This is a genomic window from Rhodococcus sp. 66b (assembly GCF_002076325.1).
In the GTDB taxonomy this organism is placed as follows: domain Bacteria; phylum Actinomycetota; class Actinomycetes; order Mycobacteriales; family Mycobacteriaceae; genus Rhodococcus_F; species Rhodococcus_F erythropolis.
This window is the reverse complement of the sequence record NZ_MUZB01000024.1, coordinates 17802-37384: the sequence shown is the minus strand read 5'-3', so window position 1 is coordinate 37384 and position 19583 is coordinate 17802. Positions and strand designations below refer to the sequence as shown.

Genomic DNA, 19583 nt, shown 5'->3' with positions numbered 1-19583 from the left:
AAGGGGATGCTCGGTGATCGACAACGACGACCTGATGTACCGCGTGGACCGGCACTACCTCGGTCCGACCGGTTATCCACTGCCCGTGCGGATCCGCTACACGGCCGGCATCGTCGGCGTGGCTGCTTTCGTGGTGGTGTTCGTGATCGGTCGCGGAATTCTGCACGTCCCACTCGGGTTCAAATCTCTGATGGTGATGGCCGTGATCACGGTGTGGCTTACGACCCGCATCGCGAAGTTCGTCACCCCGGACCGCCCACTGCGGTCGGTTCTCACCGCCGCCCTCAACGACCTCGTTGCGCCGCGCCCACCGAAGCGCGGTGCACCCGTGTTCATCTCGCTACCCGAGCGGTTGACTACAGGAGAACGTGCCGTCGTACCTGTTCGCCTCGACGGTGAGGATCACCGATGACCGTTCCCGAGAACGACATTGCGGCTCTGTTCGATCCGAAGCTCGACGACCCGGTTCCGGTCATTCCTCCCGGTGCCCTCCCGCCGTCGTGGGCAGCAGTGCAGTCACATGCTCCGCAACCGGCCCGGGCGTGGTCCGAAGCCGAACCCGCACACACTCCGGCTGGTTCTGAACACGACCACGGCGAGGACGACACCGACGGCCTCACCTCCCCTGCAACCGATCCGGACCACGTCGCAGACAAAGCGCTCGGCCGTCAGCGTCGCCGCAGAGGCACGAAGCGGGCAAAGTCGGCCACTGATCGAGACAAGGCCGCAGCGAAGAAACGTACAGACCGCGAACGAAAAGCGGTACGCCTGAAACTGACCGGCACCTCAGCGAACATCACCCGCACCGCGACCACCTCCACCGCCTGGTTCGTCCAACGCCAGGGGCCGTGGAATTTCCGCACCACCGGAAAGCAGCGCCGCTTCATCCAGGACGAAGCGATCATCCTGACCAACCTGCAGAAGGCCGGCGTCACCAAGGTGCATCGCCGCCTCGTGCGCACCCCGTTCCCCGTCGCACAGTGGGCAGTCGATCACGACACGTGGGCCACCCCGATTCCCGATGTTCCCGGCGCACTGTCATGGGCGGACTACCTGCGCGGGCAGCAGCATGCGATGTTGTGGTCCAACGCGACGATCAAAGGCCGCTACTGGGGTATCGAACTGCCGCAACGCTCCTCACTCGGACAGGGGTTGGACTGGACCGCCCGGATGCTGCGTCACCTCGCTCACTGGCCGCTGCTGGGCAGGGTCTGCACCGGGGTGAACAGCTGGGCCGACGCCGCCTTCGAACGTGAGCAGAAGGCCCTTGCCGATCACCTCGCCACCATCGAACGAATCATGTCCGGCCGCGGTGTGAAAGCAACACCGGCCACACCGGCCGCGATCGACTACTTGCTGCGCCGATCAGCGACCATCGGTCTACCACTGGAAGCTGGCGGTGCGATCGCCGGCGCAGGAGACTGGGAAGAAACCGACGTCGCCGCCCTGGAAGATCTCACCGACCTCTCCCTCACCCCAGGCGACGGGTACACCACCGTCTCCGGCGTCGTCGACGGCCGCAAGTACACCGGCGTGGTGATCGTGCTGACGATCGGCCGCATGGCTCCCCTACCGATTCCGGAACGAATGCTGCCGTGGCAGATCATCGGCGATCCGTCCGGTGAACCTCTCGAATGGTCCGATCGCATCGAGCTGCACGACAAAGCGAAAACGATCCGCACCATGCGCTCGCTGACCGGCAAGATCGAATCGCAGTTCGACCACTACACCGTCGAACACGATCAGGTCCCGCCGAAAGAGTTGGCGGAGCAGCACGCCCGCGCACAGGACGTGATCTCCGACGTCGAAGAAGACCATTCCGGGCTCTCGACTCGAACCACCGGGTGGTACCGCCTTGCGGTGGTCGGCACCGACCCTGACGAGGCGCGGCAGAAAGTCTCCGATCTGCAGGAGATGTACTCCCCGCACATCGCGCTCGAACAAGAGCACGGCCAATACCAGTTGCTGCGCGAGTTCATACCCGGTGAGCCGCAAGCCAACATCGCCAACAAACGGCACATGGATGTCGAAGCAGTCGCCGCCGGGATGGCGACCGTCAGTGACCGGATCGGTGACCGCCGGGGTGTCGTCCTGGGCGAGACCGGATCCATCTCGCCGCGCCCGGTGATCTGGGACCTGTTCGCCGCGCACGAGATCAAGCACAAGTCCGGGCTGACACCGATCGTCGCGGTACCCGGTTCGGGTAAGACGTTCCTGGCCGGCATGATCGTCTACCAAGCCGTCAGAGCCGGCGCGTACGGCGTTGTCCTCGACCCCTCCGGTCCGCTCGCTGCATTGGCCGGTCTACCGGAGTTTCGCGACATCGCCCGCGTCTACGCCCTCACCGGTCGCGATTCGCGCGCTGGCGCCTTGAACCCGTACCGCGTGATCACCGATCCGCGTCGCGACGATCCCGAGTACGACACCCGCAACGTCGAGTTCGCCCGGGATGCAGATCCGTTCGCTGCGGCGCAGTCGAAGTTCGATGCGGATATGCGTGCAGCCGCCGCCGAGCGCGTCGAGGTCGCCGTCTCGGTGCTCAAGATGATGCTCACCGAACGGCATCTGCATCTCGAGCACACCGAACCCGTGCTGCACATGGCCGCGAACATGGTCGGCGGCGACAGCAACCACAACCTCCGAGAAGTGTTGGCCGCGATCCAATCCATCGGAGTGAGCGATCCGGACCAAGCCGTCAAAACCTGCGCGAACGGGTTGTACCAGCAGCTCAGTCTGATGTCGGAGCTCACCGAGGCGCGTGTGCTATTCCCGGAGGAGGGCACGATCGGGAGCGGAGCGGATGCATTCGACGCCGACATCCGACTGACGATCCTGACAATGCCGGGCGTGCAGCTACCGCCCGAAGGCACGCCGTCCTCGCAGTGGACACCGCAGCAACGGATGACGGCGCCGTTGATGCACATGGCCGCGTGGCTGGCGAACAGACTCGTCTACGAAAAGCCTCGCCACGTGCGCAAGGTGCTCTTCCTCGACGAAAACAAATACCTCGAATCCACCGGCGCCGGACGCACCCTCAACCTCCGAATCGCCCGCGACTCACGCAAATTCAAGGTCCGCGCTCTGGTCTGCTCGCAGCTTCCGGATGATTTCCTCGGATTGGACGGCAGCGACGACAAGACCGCCCTGACCTACGAGGTGTTCGTCGGTGACGTCGGCGGTGATCCGCATGCAATCGAAGGTGCCCTGAAATTGCTCAAACTTCCCGCCGGGCAAGGGTTCGAGCAGTTCCTCGCGGAACTGGGCAGCGGCGGTGAGGACACTCTCGACGAGGACACCGACACCTCCTATCAGGACGAAGCGCGGCGCTGGATGATCCGGATGGCCGACGACGTGGAGCTGGTGCGTTCGAGCTGGATTCACTACGTGCATCTCGCGCATGTGTTCGCGGCGCTGAATTCCTCCTCGGCGAAGAACGCCCTCGGCGGCGCCGCATGATCACCCGCAGAGGGCTCAGAGCGCCCTTGGCAGAGCTGGATGAGGCAATCCCTCACCGATCGCGCGTTCGGGCGCTGACCGTCAATCTGGCGCGGGTTCTCGCCGTTCTAGCGCTGGTGCTGGTGCCCCTCGTCGCCCCGGGTGGGCCAATCGCATCTGCCGGCGGATTCGACTGCAAAGACGTCCCCTCCCCCGAGTTCCCGAACTCGGTGATGGCCGCCGAGTTCGATTCCTCGAGCAAAGACCGCGAACCGAAACCGGGCGGCACCGGCTACGAAACCTACGGGTGGGCCGGATTGCGCTGGTACACCTACGACCTCGGCTGCGGCAACGACCTGGTCCGCGCACCCGACGCAGTCGCGGACACCACCCTGGGCAACACATTCCTCGCAATCGGCAAGGGATTCGCAGCTGCCGCGTTCTGGCTCGACGACCAGACGAAGACCGGAGCAGCCGCCGAAGAGGCAGGGATCGCCCCGGCCATGGTGCAGTTCGACCAGATCGTCGCCTCGATCTCCAACGGAATGCTCGGCGTCTACGGAACGTGGCTGGGTGTGGCATTGATCGTGGTCGCCACGATCATCATCTGGAACGCCCTCAAATCAAACGCCGCGGCCGTGACCCGCACCGTCGCGATCGCCGGCGCTGCAATGGCCATCGGAGCACTGTTCGTCGGCGCACCGCAAAAGGCCATCCAGGTCGCCGACGACACCTTCGGCTCGGTCATCACCGACACACAAGGTCAGATGCTGTCCGTGTCCGGAAACACCGGAGACCCCCGCAATGTGCTGATCGACAAGATCTTCCTCGACGACTGGCGCAAGGGATGGTTCGGCGCGAATTTCAACGACACGGAACTGCAACTTGGACCGAAGCTCCGCAACACCCTGGCATTTTCGTACGCGGAGCAGCGAGAAGTGGCCGGCGACAACGAAGCCGCGAGCGAGCTGGCAGACACGAAAGCGAAAGGCTTTCAAGAAGGCATCATCGACAAACTCGACGGATTGAACCTCTCGTACGGCCAGTTCCAGGGCAAGGACTCCGGACGCACCGGCACAGGGTGCATGGCGATGATCAAACTCGCCATGCCCTCCATCCTCTGGATCGGCGCATCCATCCTCAAACTCACTGCGCTACTGGCCATTCGACTCGCAATTCTCTTCGCACCGATCTGGGTTCCGATCGCCGCCGCACACGGCGGCACCCTCTCGCGCGTGTGCCGCATGATCGCCACCGCCTACATGTGGGGCGTGGCCGGCGCAGTCATCATCGCGCTGTACCTGATGGCGCTGGTCAAGCTGTACGACACCGACAACGGTCTCGTCGACGGCACGTGGCGGCTGTGGTTCACGGTCATATTGACGGCGGTGTGCTGGTTCATCATGCGCCCGTTCAAACGGATGACTCAGACCTTCACCCAGAACCACGCGGGCGCACTCAATCGCAAAGCTCGTCACGCGCAGACGTCGATGAAACAGAAGTTCTTCAAGGCCGGCAGCGCCGTCGTGGGCGGTCCCGCAGCGTCGATGGTCGAGGAGGGTGTCGGGGCGCTTCGGAAGACGACCAAACGCGGTGGTGACCTCGACAAGGATTCAGTGACACCAGTGCGTCCTGAAGGACGTGAGTTGAATCAGCGACGTCGCCATGAGGTCGACAAGTCGCGCGTCGATGCGCGTAAGACGATGGATCGTCGACAGCGTCTGACGGATTCACGCAAGAACGATGTGCGCCGCCAAAGCCTCGCCGGTACCGCGACGAGTTCTACGGGCCTCAAGCGGCCCGTCGCCGATCGGCCGCAAACCGCAGGTACCGCCGCCAATCGAGGCCAGGCACTCGCTCGCCAGTTGGTCGGAGCCGAAGCCGGTTCGCCGCGCAGCTCTTCGTCGGTGAGTGAGACATGGGACGGAGGCCCGCGGTCGAGTATCGCGCCGATGAAGGTGTTCACACCGCCCTCGCGGGATGTCTCCACAGGGTCGACGACACCCAGTTCGGGTGCGACGCGCTCGAACGCGTCGACGCCTCCGCGGTCCACCGCCCGACTGTGGACGCCGTCGTTGACCTCCGCAGGTACTTCGCCCGATTCGACCGACAGGTTCAGCTGATGTCCTCCAGCGCAGCCAATCCCGTCCTAGCACCGATCCGACGGTGGGTGCTGTACTCGCGCACCAACCTGACGATCACGATCGTCTCTGCGTTCGGTGTGCTGTTCGTGGCGGGAGCGGTGTTCGGCCAACCCCCGACCCCGTCGAACACTGCCTCGAAGATCCCAGCCTCCACCGCATCAACGACAGGAGCAGCGTCCGCGACCCCGGGTGATCTGAGCTACGAGTTGACCGAAGTGACCGAATCCTCCATTGCCGGCAAGTCGATCGCTTCGGTAGCCGAGAGCGCACCGGCGACAGCGATGGCCTACGCGCACGTCTACGCCGATCAGTCACTCTCGAACAGCGAATGGAAGACCAAGCTGGGCGTGCACACCGCCGAAGCGCCCGGCGTGACGGTGGTCAATGCCCGCCCGCTCGTACCGGTCGCGATCACCGGCCCGACGCGCAGTGAGATCGTGGCCGGCACCGGCGGTGAGAGCGCCGTGCAGGTCATCGTCCCGATGCAGGCGGGGAATCTGCGGATCACGCTCAAAGTGTCGGGCACCGACAAGGGTTCGACGTGGCAGGTCCAGAATCCATTGCCCACCCTGGACCGCAGCGAGATCGACAAGCTCGGCGCACCTTCCCTCGCGAGCGCACCGACCTCGGAAGCTCCCACAACCACCACGGCTCCGAAGTCGACGACCTCGCCGAGCGCTACCTCGACCACGACGCCGACATCGACCAGCTCGGTCGCTGTTCCCTCGGCGGACCTCGAACCGGCACCTGTTCCTGTTCCCGGCCCCATCCCGATTCCCGACCTCGACACACCGCTCCCAGGAACGCTGTGAGTCGCCGCTGTGAGGCGGTGGCCCTGATCGTCACCGCTGCCACCGCTGCGATCCTGGGGCTGTCCGGATGCACCCAGCAGCCGGTGATCCCCCACAACCGTTGCGGCGGATACTCGTCGAGCGAGGGGGACGACAAGGCCACCTCGGCGACCGGCAACACCGAACTGAAAGCATCGGGGCCGATCACTCAGCCGACCAAGGACGGAACGACGACGTTCACGTCCCCGTTCGGGCCTCGCTGGGGAACCGAACACAAAGGCGTCGACTTCGCCGGCCCCGTCGGGACACCGATCTACGCGGCACTCGACGGCATCGCGGTCAAGGCCGGGCCCGCATCCGGGTTCGGGAACTGGATCGTGCTCGACTCGCTCGTCGACGGCAAACCTGTGAGCACCGTCTACGGCCACATGTTCGACGACGGTGTCCTCGTCACGGAAGGCCAGCAGGTCAAGGCCGGCGACCACATCGCGAACATCGGAAACAACGGCCAATCCACCGGCGCACACTTGCATTTCGAATACTGGGACGGGGGACGACTGCAGGGCGGGACCGCCGTCGATCCGATGACCACGCTCGGCGGAGCGCCCTCCCCCGCCGGCGAAGCGGGCAGTGATTCTCCTGCCATCGAGCTGGCCGCCTCGTCATCGTCGATCGACTGCGGCGGCTTCGGCGTGGCAGGTGGCGGCGATCTCAAAGCCGGTTCCGTTCCTCCGGAAATGGAACCGTGGTTCCGCAAAGCCGGATCGCTCTGCCCCCAGATCAAGCCCTCGCTGCTGGCGGCAGATGCGAAAGCCGAATCCGGCTTGACCCGTGGCCTGACCTCCGGCAGCGGAGCGCAAGGTGTCACGCAGTTCATGCCGCGAACATTTGCTTCTTACGGCCAGGACGACGACGGCAACGGCAAGATCTCGATCTGGGACGATGGGGACGCGATCATGGCTCAGGGCCGATACTTCTGCGCCATCGCGGCGCAGCTCGACGGATGGATTGCCGATGGATCAGTCAAAGGGGATCCGAAATCGCTCTACATCGCTTCCTACAACGCGGGCGAAGGCGCGGTGAAGAATGCCGGAGGAATGCCCAGCGGCGGCGACTACACCACCCAGACACAGCCCTACGTCGCGAAAGTCCTTGCATACGAAGCAGAGTTCGCGTCCCCCGGAGGTAGCGGGGAACTGATGGTCTCGCCCGGTTCGGCGTCCGGATCCCAGGTCGTCGAAGCTGCCCGCCAATTCCTCGGCACCCCGTACGTCTGGGGCGGTGGCAACATCAACGGCACCACCGGCGGTGGATTCGACTGCTCCGGACTGACCAGCTACGCCATCTACAAGGGCAGCGGAAACAAGATCACCCTGCCCAGGACATCCGAACAGCAGTGGAACGTCGGAGTCGAGATCCCGATCGACCAAGCACAAGCCGGGGATCTGGTGTTCGGTTCGTGGGCCGGAACAGCTCCTGGCCACGTCGGCATCGCGATCGGCGGAGGCAAGATGATCCACGCCCCCACCACCGGGGACGTCGTCAAACAAGCGCCACTGCAGAGCGATATGAAAGCCAGGAGGGTTCTGTGAGCAACGCACGCAAGCTGGTTCTGCTCGCCGTCGCTGTCCTCCTCGTCGGGGGACTGGTGTACTTCCTCTCCTGCCGGGGCAACGAGACCGGAACCGCAACAGCCGAACAAGCCACACCAGCACCGGCGCCGCCGACCATTCCGCCGTCCCCGGACCCGACAACAATCGACATCACCGAAGATCCAGATACGGAGGCGGCCGAAAACATCGCTCGCCAGGCACTTTGCGTGGCGTTCACCTGGTACCCGGCAACGGACCGCAGCCCCACCGACGGATACGCACGCGCCCGCGAATGGTTCACCGACACCCTGGCACAGACCCTGCTCGTCGACAGGCACACCGAACGAGGCCCTGGAGCGCAATGGATCCAATGGGCCTCCGGCAACGCCAAAGTGGTCGCAGACGTAACGCTGGGATGCTCCGGCTGCCCACCCGACAGCGACGCACTCATCCACCGAGTCGCAAGCATCCACCAAACCGCAATCAACGAAAACAAAACCAGCACTGTCGCAACGGATACCACGGTTTGGGTGACCCTCACCAAGGGTGGTGACCAGTGGCTCCTCGACACCATCCGCTACTGACCACCACTCCCAACCTTGGCTGCACGACAAAGGATTCGTACCGATCGACTAGGTTCGTAACCAATAGGGCGCCGAACGAGACACAGGCACAAACGGTTTCAGGAGAAACGGGTCCGAACAGGCCCGCGAACCCACATTGGAGGGAAACACACATGAAGCGCACCACCACCGCCATCGCAGTCACCGGGATCCTTGCCGCACCCCTGATCCTGACCGCATGCTCGGACTCGACACCCGCCAACGACAACGGCAGCAGCGCAAGCAGCGGTCGCGCCGGCACCGTCACACCAGCTGAATCCTCCTCGTGGCGAGGAGACTTGGTAATCGGAGTCGGCGACCAACAAGCCGACGACAAAATCACACTCCCTGCCGCCGACCAGGTCCACGCACAGTGCATAGGCGAAGGCGACAACCTCACCATCGACATCACCGAACCCAACGGCTGGCATGCAGTCCTCACCCACGGATCCCAAACCGTCACCATCGAGAACCTTCAACTGAACTACGCCGCGCAAGAATTCACGACTTCGCAGAGTTCGCTCGACCACGAAATCGCTTCAAACGAGAAATTCGGAACAACCAACCAATTCCTCAGAGGCGTCACCTGGGACGTCCCCCTGCCCGGTGACGTGGAAATCCAACTCAACGAGCGAACACCCCCACACTGGGTGATCAAATCAGCCGAAAAGGTTAACCTCGCCATGCATGTCGATTGCAGCTCTCACTAGCAACAGCGAAAGTGCGGTCCGGCGCGATCAGTTCCGGCATCTATCGAGCGACAAGATCGCCGGACTTCCCATCTTGGACTATCAGAGATTGTGGTCCGGGTCTCGTCGTTGCCCATCCGAGATATATCCCACCAAGAAGAAGCAGTAGCCCGACTGAGCCCCCGATTGCCGGGCCGTAGTCCGTACCCCAGCGGATTTGGTCTCTGTACATGACTGCTCGTTCGATCTGTTCGTGCTGCGTCTGGGAATCGAGTTTGGGGGCTACATCGATGATCGTGATGGTTTCAGGGGCTGAAGCGGATGTCGCAAAATATTGCCTATAGTGTTGCTGCACTTGGATTATGGCGCCGGAAATTGGCTCGACGGACAGTTCGCGCGTGATGCCGTAGAAACGTTTCATGGTGACTGGGCTCGTTCCTGGTTTCCCCCAGTTGGAGGCGGGCAATGTGATCTCCGTGCCAATCTCTACAGGTGCGATTTCCTGACGGAAGTTGTAGACGTCAACGCCTTCAATTTCACCCTCCGCGATGAAGTTCGCGTCATAGCTATCCCGCAGTGTCGAGTCGAAATACGGATATGTTCGTTTCTGTGTGTCGAACGGAAATTTGAATTGAAGTCCTTCATGGGCAACGACTTCCGCCGGTTTGTCCATCACGGTCTGGATCGAGCCGATCGGCTCCTCGACCGGGATCGCCGAGATCCTGTCGACAGTGGAACGATCAATGCTTGCATTCACAATTGCTGCCGAACCGACTCGATCGTCACGCACCATCTGAACCGCCGACTGCAGGGTCACCGCGTCGGAGCCCGACGGATCTTCGGCAGTGACGCGCTGCTGGACCGTGATCGGAACATTGCTGTCCACAACCAATTTGCCCTTGGCTAACGCCGCAGCATCCAGCAACACCGCAGTACCCGTCGACACTGTTGCCGCATCGATGCTCAACGGAATCTTCACCAGTTGGCCCTTGGCATAGGTTGGCGCCAACGCACTCATTGTCAGCAGAAAACCTGCTGCCGCAATAGCCACGCAGGCAGCGCGTCGACGTGAGGGGCGCAAGTTAGGCGACATTCGGACGACCCTAGCGTGTCTCGTGCTCGACTGCGCGAGCCCGTGACTGCGCTAGTCTTGAGCGCTCAGTTGAGCGATATCAACTACAACGACTACGGTGTTCGGTTGGGGCCGTAGGGGATACTCGGTAAGGAGGTGCCCCGAAGTGGCAGACAAAACCGTCGCTCGAGCAGTCGAGCGCCTGTTCCGCATTGCCGTAGGCGACGAAGCGCGAACCCTTGAAGGTATGGCCGAAGCATTGTCGCGCGACCGCGGACGCCCACTGACCGTGCTGGACGACGCAGTCCTCCCGCCAGGTGTATTTGGTCAATGGGTCCGGCACCACGACCGCGATGAAGTGTCCTGTGCAGGGTGGGTTCATGCGCGCGACCGAACGATTGCACATGAGTTGGGACATATCGCGTTGAACCACTCCGGTAGGCCGGCCATCGATTTGGCCACCGACTTCCTCCCACCCGCGTTGCGTGATCTTGGAATTCTGATGCTTCGACGCGATTGTGTGGACACCGTCTCGACGGAAGAAGCCGAGGCTGAAGCATTCGGGAGTCTGCTTCTGCGGCGGCTTCACGTCACACGGCGCGCACAGAATCCGTCGGTTCGTTCACAACTGGATGAGGCACTCGGTTGATCACTGCTCTCGCGGCGGCAGTACTCGCCATTGCAGCGGCCACCCGGATCCAGCGTTGGTGGTTTTCCAGGTCATGGACTCTGGCAGGTGCAATCATCGTTCTACTGTGTATGTCGATTCATATGGCGCTCAACGTGAAAACGGTCGAGAGCGCTGTCAGAGTCACACTCGGGGCTGGCATACCCGGAACAATCAAAATGCTGCTCGTCTGCGGTATCTGCGTCGGCACCGCCATTGTGTTCACAACCGTTACCAGCTCCCAGCATCTCAAAAAGCTACTTTGGCTACATATTTCACTGTCAGTTGTCACCGCAGCGCTCTCGTTCTACTTCTTCTTCAAGACTCCGTGGCCGGCATCGAACCCCGACAACCGGACTTTCGACAACCAATACGCATTTCTTCCGGGTTACGCAGAGGGCCTGATGTTGGGCATGGCCTATCCGTTTCTGTTGTGCTTGATGGTGACGATCGTCGCTATTCGGCAGGCAGACCGGCGGACGGCAACCGGCTGGGGGCTCATCATCATTTCCCCCGGAGCCGCAGCACTCAGCACATACGCCGCACTCCGAATTGGTTACCTGGGGTCGGTACGGTGGGGACTGATCGATCCGACCCCGACACCCTTTGCTATCTCGCGCTTCCTGGCCGTTGTCGGCGTTCTCTTTGTCGCAGCGGGGGTCTTGGTTACAGCGATTGGAACCGCGCTTGTCTCACGAGCGCAACTTCGGGCCTTTGACGACCTTCGCTCCGAGCTACTTGCCCGTTGGCCTGGCGCCCTACGGCCATCCGAGCCCGGAAGCGGCGCCGCAGATCGGACCGCCGATCGCGCAGCGGAACTGTTGGACGCACTGAGCTTGGAAGCCAAGAGACAGGCTCTACCGAACCAAGGTGCAGCCTTGAGCCGGACAGAGGTGGCACATGCTGTTGCGGAATGGATTATTACCGATCGGATTCCTGAGGGACTGGGATCGGACAACCTCCGAGCACGGGCAGCTACTTCAGATGTCCGCTGGGCGCGAGAACTGGGTGAGGCGTACGCCCGTGAAACCGAACGAAAGTTGGTCCTCGAGCAATGACAGAAACACGAGTACAGGGGAATACCTCGGGACAGGACCGGATCGCACGGTTACTTACCGAGGTCGGCGCGCCCTGGGTCATCAACATCGTGACCTCATTGATCCTCGGGTGCTCCATCGGGGCGCCAGGATGGGGAATCTTCGTCGCGATCTGCTCAGGTGTGGTCCCTATGGGCGTCATCCTCTACGGGATGCGGAAGTCCAAAATCGGCGACCACCACGTCAGCAGCATCAGCGAACGACACCTGCTCATTGTTGTATTGCTCGCAGTTGCCTTGGTTGGGTTGATCATTCAGATTGTCGCGAGCGCACCCATTCAGATGATCGCGTTCATGACTGCCGGTTTGGCGGCGCTGGTAGTGGCTGCATTGATCACTAGTGTTCTTCACTGGAAAGTCAGCGTGCACACTGGAGTTTCAGCCGGGGTCACCATAGTTTTGGCACTTGCGCTGTCGCCCTGGTGGCTGCTTGCTCTCGCCTTGACCCCGTTGATCGGATGGTCACGGGTTCATTTGGGAGATCACACCAAGGGACAGGTCATCGTCGGAGCTATCGCCGGAGCAGTCACAACGGGGATTACATATGCGTTGATCGCTTAGAAACTAGTCATCGTCGGACTGCATCATCTTCCGAAACGGGTCGTACGCACGCGCTGCTACCTGCTCACGGTCACTGTCGCGAACATCCTGGATCCAGGCAATGGTGTGCTTGACCAACTCATACGTTTCTTCGTCACTGAAGTAGTCCATCGGAACATGAAAGACGTTGCAGATATCGCGAACCGTTTCTACGCCCGGTGACTGACGCTTACCACTCAGCAGTTGAGACATGTAACCGGTAGTCATCTTGCCGCCGCCGAAGCGGATTATGTCCACAACCTCGGTTTGCGTGTACGGACCACGACCTCTGGGGTGCACCGTGTCGAAGAGATGTCGGAGCCGTTCTGCGAATGTGCTCATCGTTCGTCCCTCCGTCCTCAATCGCCGTGCTGGATGGGCGCACTGGTCCAATGTTCAATTTCCAATACTGGCAAGTCTCGCTACCCAATGCAACTTGCAATAGTAAGTTTTCAGTTTTAGGCTGACCTCGACCGTGAGGGGCAGCAATGATTTACAGAGTCAGGACCGACAGGCGGTGACCCACCGCAGCCGAAACGACCTATCTTCATCAGTCAGCACAACAGCGAAGGCGACCAAAGAGAAGCCTGGACCTAGGCGGGCGCCTCAGGCCCCCGATGACGAACTCGCATATGCGCAGCGAGCAACTCGTCAACCGAGACACCTAGAACCGGGGCAAGTTTCTCCGCCACGACGTCTGACAAAGGAATTTCGCCCCGTTCGATGCCTCCGACGATCGGTGTCCGCAAGCCGGCCTGCATCCCAAGTTGCGGTTGGGTCAAACCCTTCAAGACGCGCCAATCACCCGGATACCTGTCAGCCTCAGGCACTCGTACGATATCGGCGATCTCTACACCCAACTCCGCCACCACAGTCGCCAAAAGATCAACCTGCGGAGAGGAATTCGACTGCTCCCAGCGCCGGATCGTCGTTTCACCCACTCCTGCCCGCCGCGCCAATTCCGCACGTGACAGCCCCGCAGTGCGGCGCGCAGCCACAAGACTTGACGGGGAAAACCCCCGCATCACTCGCCGACTCACAGCCAGCACCCTTCGCATCTCGTTGTCATTAGTAGACACTGTGCCGCCTCCTCGATACCATTCGCACACGCGGCTATTTTTAGATGCCCGGTTTTAGATGGCGGTCAGGTCGTAGTCAACGAACTCAAGGGAGACAACTAGAGCAAAAAACGAAAGAGTCCCCCGGTCGCGCCAACGACCGAGGGACCAGACCAAACGGGATGCAACCCGTCCAGCATTTTCTTCAGATGCAGAAAGGATTCTGCGATGTCTATCTTAATGGACCCTCCAGGTCCGGATGACGTGTTCCGCCACCGGTATGTGGCTCTCTCCACACTTGCCCTTCGTCGGCTTGTTGCGCGGCATTCGTCGATCGGCGGGCGTTGCGATGGTTGCGGTTTCAGTGTTTCGGAGCTTGTTCCGTTGTGCCCGGAGGCTGCGGCCGCGTTGCGTGAGTTGACGCACCGTGAGGGCCGCGGGTCATCTGCGGTCGAGTTGCCACAGTTCAGTACTGACGATCTTCTTCGGATTGCTGCTTCGCATCATCCTGATCGGGTTGGTCGGTGCGCGCGGTGCGGGTTCGTTTTCTCGTCGGAGTGCGATGTGTGCCCGACTGTGCGAGCCGTTCGTGTGGAGTTGGAAGTTCGGGGCGTGGTGCCGATTCGCGGTGCCGAGCCGGGCAAGGGTTTGTGCGCGGGGAAGTCACGTTCGTGGGAGATGGATGGCCGCACGGTGGTGGAGTGGCGCCGCGCGATCTCCTCATGTGAGGCGTGCCCGTTATTGGCTCAGTGCCGCATCGATGCGGCCGCGTCGGCGGAGCGCGGGGATGGCCCGCAGCGAATGATCATGGCGGGCAAAGCGTATGACAGTCACGGCAATATCGTCGACGGTGAACGCTTGGGCCTGTACGAGTCGTTGACGACAGCAACGCGCCGTCGCCGGGATTCGGAGGTGGCCGCGTGAGGGCCGCGGTACCGCCGCCGACGGTGTTGGCGTGCGCGGTCGATCCCCAATCGTGGGATCTCGATGAGGGCTCGTATCGCGCGGGTGTGGATGCGCAGGCTGAGTGTTTCCGGTGCCCTCGTTTGGCGGATTGCAGGAAGGAGTTGTCGTCGATGGTGGCGGCGGATACTCCGCCTCGGTCGATGATTTGGGCGGGTGTGCCGTTCAGTCATCGTGGCCGGCCGATCACCTCGGATGCGATGTTGCGTTCGTACTACCGGCGGGTCGACGGGCATCGCGGCACTTCTCGCGGGAGCGCTGCGTGACCCCGAGAGTGGGGGCGTTCGATCCGGTCTACACACGACCGCGCGACACACCGGCACCGGAAGAATCTGCGGCGCTTACCTTGACGTCGTTCGAATCAGCGTGGTCTGTGTACGGAATCCTCGCCGACACCCACGGCCATGTACCGGTACGGGACCGCTACGACCGGTTGTGGATCCTCGTCGAAGTCGCCGGCCGCCTCCGCAGTCGCCGCACCTTCATTCACGATCACCCGCACATCGGCGACTCACCGGATGCGTACGGGTTGATCGACGTGGACTCCCGCGCCATTCTTCATGCCCGCGATCTGATCGACGCCCACGGCCCGTTGAGGGTAGACCCCTCCCATGCCGCGGTCCTCACCCCTATCCGTACCGGTGCGAGAGATTCCGCGCGCCATCCCACCTGCACGTCACAATCCTCGTTCGACGTCACCCGATTGGACTGCCCCACATGACAACACACACTCTGCTCGACGAACTCAACAACCCCCACCGCCCCCTCCCCGACATCATCTACGGGATCAGTACCGGGGCCCTCCCCTCCCCTGCCTCGACCGGCCTTCCCGCCGAACGATGGCAATGGCTCGCGGACCTCCTCACCCACCCGCTCTGGGGAATGACCGCGATCGTCGACGGACTCGACCACGTCTGCGCCCCCGTCGCCCGACTGTGCCAACTCACCGCCCACCCCATCCACCCCCTCAACGTGCGAGAACTGTGGGCCGCAGAACAACTCCCCACCACCGAACTCATCGCAGCGCATTCCCCGCACGAGGACGGTCACTGGGAAGTCCTCAACACTGCACTGGAGCTGATCACCGACGGACTCGACCACTGCAACGGACTCGACCACTGCAACGGACTCGAGACCTCCGGGATCGAAGCAGTCACCTCAGCATTCACCGCCGTCGTCACCGCACAGGACGCTGCCACCGCCCGCACGACTATCACTGCGGCCGTCGAACACTGGATTCATCCCACAAGCACCACCGCATCATCTGTTTCCACACAGTTGGGGGCAGCATCATGACAACAACACCGCATCGATCGCCGCTGATCGAATCCATGATCAGCACCGCCTCCACAGCGCTCCTGAAAGAAGTAGGCATCACCTTCCCCACCGACGCCGAGATGGCCGAGGTACGCCAACTCGCCGAAACGATCGTCCGGGACACCGTCGACGCACTCGCCGACCCTCGCGAGTTGTCGGTCGGGTTGCGCGACAACCTCATCGACGTGGCAGATCTCGTTGCCTCCGATCCGGAAACTGCGTCGGTCGATCAGATTCACGAGGTCGCGGTTGCGCTGCGCGGGCTTCTGGATCTGCACATCCCCGTTCGAATGAATCATTCGTGATTGCGCTCGTTCTCGCTGTCGCGTTGGGATGTGGAGGTGTTGTGGGAGCGGTGTTTTCGCTTCGCCCCACACGTTCCTGACATTCGAAACGCGACAGATCCGCACATCGGGGGCCATCGTCAGTCACAGACAGCTAGCGGCAACTGCCCTCGATGAACACCCGGCCTGACTCGAACACCGCCGAAAAAGGGAGCCCCCGCCACCACCCAGCGTGACATCCGAAAGACCTTGACACACAACTCCATAGACGCAGTCCAGAAACGACGAAACCCCCTTACGGGGGTTCGTCACACACTGAGCCAAATCAACAGCAGAGCCATGCCGGGCTCGCTGTCACTGATGAAGCCGAAGTAACCGCTCCGCCTTCTGTACTGCACTTCTTCACTCACATGAAGGGATTTACCTGTGACAGGTACATCTCAGGGTAACGCACGCCCTGAACCAGCTTCAACACTTCCACACAACACAATCCTCGACCGTTCGCCGTCAGCGCGCCATGCCCCAGTCTCCGACGACGAGTGGGCCCACGCCGTACAACAAGCCAGCGAAAACGTCGCCCGCATCGAAACACTCAATCGAACCAGCAACCAACGCGGAAACTCATGGTCCCTCCCCATCCCCGGCGGCACCTACAGCCGTACCCCCACCTGGACCAGCCGCACGCACTGGCAACACCAAGTCCGCACCCTCCTCAACTCCCCGACAGGCACGACACTCTGCACGAACCACGCCATCAGCACCGAAGCCGTCTTCGCCGTCGCCGTCATCCACGCCTCCCTCGCCGAAAGCGCAACCGGGCGCTCAGTGACCGCCTCACGCGAGACCATCGCCCGCCGTGCAGGAGTGAGCACCTCCACCGTCAAACGAGCCCGACGAGTCCTCACCGCCCTCGGAGTCGCAGTAGAACTCGTCCGCGGCCGCTACCTCAACCGCCTCGAAGCCATGGCCGCAGAATCACACCACGGCCACCGCCAATTCCGCGCAGCCTCCACCTGGGCGCTCACCACACCCCGCCCGGTAGCCACGACCGTCACCCCTCCCTTCACAAAACCCAGAAAACCTTCCCGAGCCACACTGCGCACCAACGCATACCGGTCCAAAACCACCACACGGAACCATCCACAATCCGGTCACCGTGACCCCCTATCCCCCTCCGGGGGATTTGCACTTAAAGCTCTTGCTTTCAAAATCTCACCAACGCGCACACAAGCACACGCGGGCAAGACAACACACCAACCAACAACTACACCCCGACCCCTCCACCTCCAACGCGCAGCAGCCGAACTCATCACCCACGCACCATCACTCACACCAGCCGGCCACATCGGAACAATCTGCGACACCCTCCAACAAACCGGAATCGACACCACCCGATGGACCGGCCGCGACATCGCACACCAACTCACCACAGACACCCAACAACGAGGCTGGACATGGCCCAACCACATCCCACGACCAGGCACTTTCCTGCGTTGGCGAATGACCCGACTAGATTGGACCGTCAGCTCGCCGACGGAACGAAGGCTCGAACACGATCGCCTTCGGCGCTCGGAACAAGCCAAACGACGCGCAGAATTCCGCAAGCGCGATGCGAGCAGAGCGACGGAAACAACTCGAATCGAAATCGTTCGAACCTTCCAAGCAACTCAGACCCCTTTTCGTCGAGTACTCACAACGACCACGCGCTCGATCTCTCCTGGTGGGAACACGAACTGAGCGGCGATGTTCGCGGATCGTCTTGCTACCTCGCGCTCTGTCTGGCTCCTGCACCTCGACGGTGAACCTGTCGGAGGTCTCTGACAGGCTCGTACCCAAGGTCGAATTTACGGGGGAAGTAAGCGGGGGATGGAAAACTTGGAGCAGTGGGCCGAAAAGCGTGGGCCCTTGATTGCCATCGCAGAGGCAGGCGAACTCGTACGTTCGCATCTGGCCTCGAGCTCGAAAATGAGGGTGGTCATCACCGGAGAGTGCCGCGAACTGAAGTCATTAAAGTCCGGTTGGACCATGGAACTCGCAGTCCCCGTTGACCGAGCCGTAGTCAGCATCCCTGTTCAGTTCGACCGCGCAACGACAGACGCAGTTGGCCAGTACCTATACCGTCACACACAGCGAAACTTTCTCCAGCACTTCACCGTAGGAGCCGGAGTAACCATCGCCGGCGACCTCACCTACCATCCCGCCACTCACAGACTGGTCTTGCAGGCACGGCAAGCACAACCCGAGAAAACAATTCAAGGCCCAGTGAGTGCCGCCGAGAAGCTGCACCTCACCGCCGTGCAGCAGCTGACCCATCGTGGCGACATTCCCAAGGGTTCATGGCCCGAGAGGCTTGAACGTGTCACAGTCTTGTCTCCCGACAACTCCAAAGCAGTCACAGACATTCAAGCGGTCATCGAAAATAAGGGCAAAGGAAGCATCCAACTCCCAAAGTTCACGCATGTACCCGTCTCGATGAACCGCCACACTGTTGCAGAAAAGCTCGTCAAGGCCCTCGCAGCTATAGACCAAGGAAGCGCCGACCTCATCCTGATCACTCGCGGCGGAGGCCACTGGACCGATCTCTGGTCATTCAACGATCCGGAACTCGCTCGTGCCATACACCAATGCCCGGTACCGGTCATGGTTGCGATCGGACACGCCGCCGATCACACAAGCAACGCGGAACGTATTGCAGTAGATCACTTCTCGACTCCAACAGCTTTCGGACACGAACTCGTCCGCAAGCTGTTCGCAAGGAACAGGGCGCGAAAGCCACGCGCCGCAACAGTGCCTGCGCCCGCCTCACAAACCGCAAGCGCACAAACACAACTCGACGCGCAACGTGAACGCTGCCGCGAACTCGAACAAATGAACGCGGTGAACTCCTCACACGCGAAGGAATGGCGCGGCGCCTTCCTCAACGAACTACACGCCAGCGGCACCGCCCGAGTAAAGAATCACTGGGCAACGGCCGCGCTCATCGCAACGCTGGCCGGCGTTATAGCCGCCATGATCGCCACGGCCAAGTCCGAGGACCTGACTGCACCCACCGTCATCCTCGTCGCAACAGCAGTCATCACGGCCCTTTGTTGGCGGCACAGAAGACAGGCAGACGCCCCGCCGCGACCCACTCGAACACGCGCAGTGCCTGTTGACGCCATCGAATGGATCAACGCAGCAAGGAAAGCCCGCACTGCGCGACGACACAGAGCTGTCTGGGCGCAGGTCCCTGCCACTCTCACGAACCCGTGAAACCACCCACTTCGAAAACCCGCGCGAGCAACGCCACACATG

Annotated in this window: 18 protein-coding genes; 15 read left to right on the top strand and 3 right to left on the bottom strand. The window is 61.8% G+C overall.

What is annotated here, in order from left to right; genetic code table 11:
* Positions 1-13 precede the first annotated feature (13 nt).
* The 7 genes from B0E55_RS29665 (at position 14) to B0E55_RS29635 (ending at position 9274) form a co-directional block, all read left to right on the top strand.
* Positions 14-412: a hypothetical protein gene (locus B0E55_RS29665; RefSeq protein WP_080911028.1), complete on the top strand. Its 399-nt coding sequence runs from the start codon at positions 14-16 to the stop codon at positions 410-412.
* Positions 409-3456 carry an ATP-binding protein gene (locus tag B0E55_RS29660; protein WP_080911026.1) on the top strand — a complete coding sequence of 1016 codons (3048 nt, stop codon included), beginning with the start codon at positions 409-411 and terminating at the stop codon, positions 3454-3456. The genes B0E55_RS29665 and B0E55_RS29660 overlap by 4 nt, the downstream gene beginning before the upstream one ends.
* Positions 3453-5558, top strand: a complete 2106-nt coding sequence (locus tag B0E55_RS29655) for a hypothetical protein (protein ID WP_080911025.1) — start codon at positions 3453-3455, stop codon at positions 5556-5558. The genes B0E55_RS29660 and B0E55_RS29655 overlap by 4 nt, the downstream gene beginning before the upstream one ends.
* Positions 5558-6391, top strand: a complete 834-nt coding sequence (locus B0E55_RS29650; RefSeq protein WP_080911024.1) for a hypothetical protein — start codon at positions 5558-5560, stop codon at positions 6389-6391. Before B0E55_RS29655 ends, B0E55_RS29650 begins: the two co-directional genes overlap by 1 nt.
* Entirely contained in the window at positions 6388-7962 is a 1575-nt protein-coding gene (locus B0E55_RS29645) for a peptidoglycan DD-metalloendopeptidase family protein (protein WP_080911022.1), read from the top strand. Before B0E55_RS29650 ends, B0E55_RS29645 begins: the two co-directional genes overlap by 4 nt.
* Positions 7959-8546, top strand: coding sequence for a hypothetical protein (locus B0E55_RS32345; RefSeq protein WP_080911020.1), 588 nt, complete (start codon positions 7959-7961; stop codon positions 8544-8546). The genes B0E55_RS29645 and B0E55_RS32345 overlap by 4 nt, the downstream gene beginning before the upstream one ends.
* Before the next feature lie 152 nt (positions 8547-8698).
* Complete coding sequence (locus B0E55_RS29635) at positions 8699-9274, top strand: hypothetical protein (protein WP_080911018.1); 576 nt, start codon at positions 8699-8701, stop codon at positions 9272-9274.
* Between the two features lie 40 nt (positions 9275-9314).
* On the opposite strand, the gene B0E55_RS29630 is transcribed toward B0E55_RS29635, so the two are convergent.
* Positions 9315-10304 carry a DUF3068 domain-containing protein gene (locus B0E55_RS29630; protein WP_157902098.1) on the bottom strand — a complete coding sequence of 330 codons (990 nt, stop codon included), beginning with the start codon at positions 10302-10304 and terminating at the stop codon, positions 9315-9317.
* A 187-nt stretch (positions 10305-10491) separates the two neighbouring features.
* On the opposite strand from B0E55_RS29630, the gene B0E55_RS29625 reads away from it, so the two are divergent.
* From B0E55_RS29625 to B0E55_RS29615, 3 genes are read left to right on the top strand one after another with little or no spacing between them, the layout of a single operon-like run.
* Positions 10492-10974, top strand: coding sequence for a hypothetical protein (locus tag B0E55_RS29625; protein ID WP_054187079.1), 483 nt, complete (start codon positions 10492-10494; stop codon positions 10972-10974).
* Entirely contained in the window at positions 10971-12050 is a 1080-nt protein-coding gene (locus tag B0E55_RS29620; protein ID WP_080911014.1) for a hypothetical protein, read from the top strand. The genes B0E55_RS29625 and B0E55_RS29620 overlap by 4 nt, the downstream gene beginning before the upstream one ends.
* Entirely contained in the window at positions 12047-12649 is a 603-nt protein-coding gene (locus B0E55_RS29615) for a phosphatase PAP2 family protein (protein ID WP_080911012.1), read from the top strand. The genes B0E55_RS29620 and B0E55_RS29615 overlap by 4 nt, the downstream gene beginning before the upstream one ends.
* Before the next feature lie 3 nt (positions 12650-12652).
* Here B0E55_RS29615 and B0E55_RS29610 read toward each other — a convergent pair whose 3' ends face one another.
* On the bottom strand, positions 12653-13009 hold the full coding sequence (locus B0E55_RS29610; RefSeq protein ID WP_054187082.1) for a helix-turn-helix domain-containing protein: 357 nt from the start codon (positions 13007-13009) through the stop codon (positions 12653-12655).
* 251 nt (positions 13010-13260) lie between these two features.
* Entirely contained in the window at positions 13261-13725 is a 465-nt protein-coding gene (locus B0E55_RS29605) for a helix-turn-helix domain-containing protein (protein WP_080911010.1), read from the bottom strand.
* A 576-nt stretch (positions 13726-14301) separates the two neighbouring features.
* Between B0E55_RS29605 and B0E55_RS29600 the strand changes: the two genes are divergently transcribed.
* The 5 genes from B0E55_RS29600 to B0E55_RS29570 all read left to right on the top strand — a co-directional run bounded on the left by B0E55_RS29600 (position 14302) and on the right by B0E55_RS29570 (position 19541).
* On the top strand, positions 14302-14649 hold the full coding sequence (locus tag B0E55_RS29600; RefSeq protein WP_080911008.1) for a hypothetical protein: 348 nt from the start codon (positions 14302-14304) through the stop codon (positions 14647-14649).
* A gap of 301 nt (positions 14650-14950) precedes the next feature.
* A complete protein-coding gene (locus tag B0E55_RS29590; RefSeq protein WP_080911004.1) occupies positions 14951-15409 on the top strand; it encodes a hypothetical protein in 459 nt (152 codons plus the stop codon).
* The gene (locus tag B0E55_RS29585) at positions 15406-15984 is read left to right on the top strand and encodes a hypothetical protein (RefSeq protein ID WP_080911002.1); all 579 of its coding nucleotides are present in this window, start codon (positions 15406-15408) and stop codon (positions 15982-15984) included. The genes B0E55_RS29590 and B0E55_RS29585 overlap by 4 nt, the downstream gene beginning before the upstream one ends.
* Entirely contained in the window at positions 15981-16310 is a 330-nt protein-coding gene (locus tag B0E55_RS29580) for a hypothetical protein (RefSeq protein ID WP_080911001.1), read from the top strand. The genes B0E55_RS29585 and B0E55_RS29580 overlap by 4 nt, the downstream gene beginning before the upstream one ends.
* A gap of 2241 nt (positions 16311-18551) precedes the next feature.
* The gene (locus B0E55_RS29570; protein ID WP_157902097.1) at positions 18552-19541 is read left to right on the top strand and encodes an exodeoxyribonuclease VII large subunit; all 990 of its coding nucleotides are present in this window, start codon (positions 18552-18554) and stop codon (positions 19539-19541) included.
* Positions 19542-19583 lie beyond the last annotated feature (42 nt).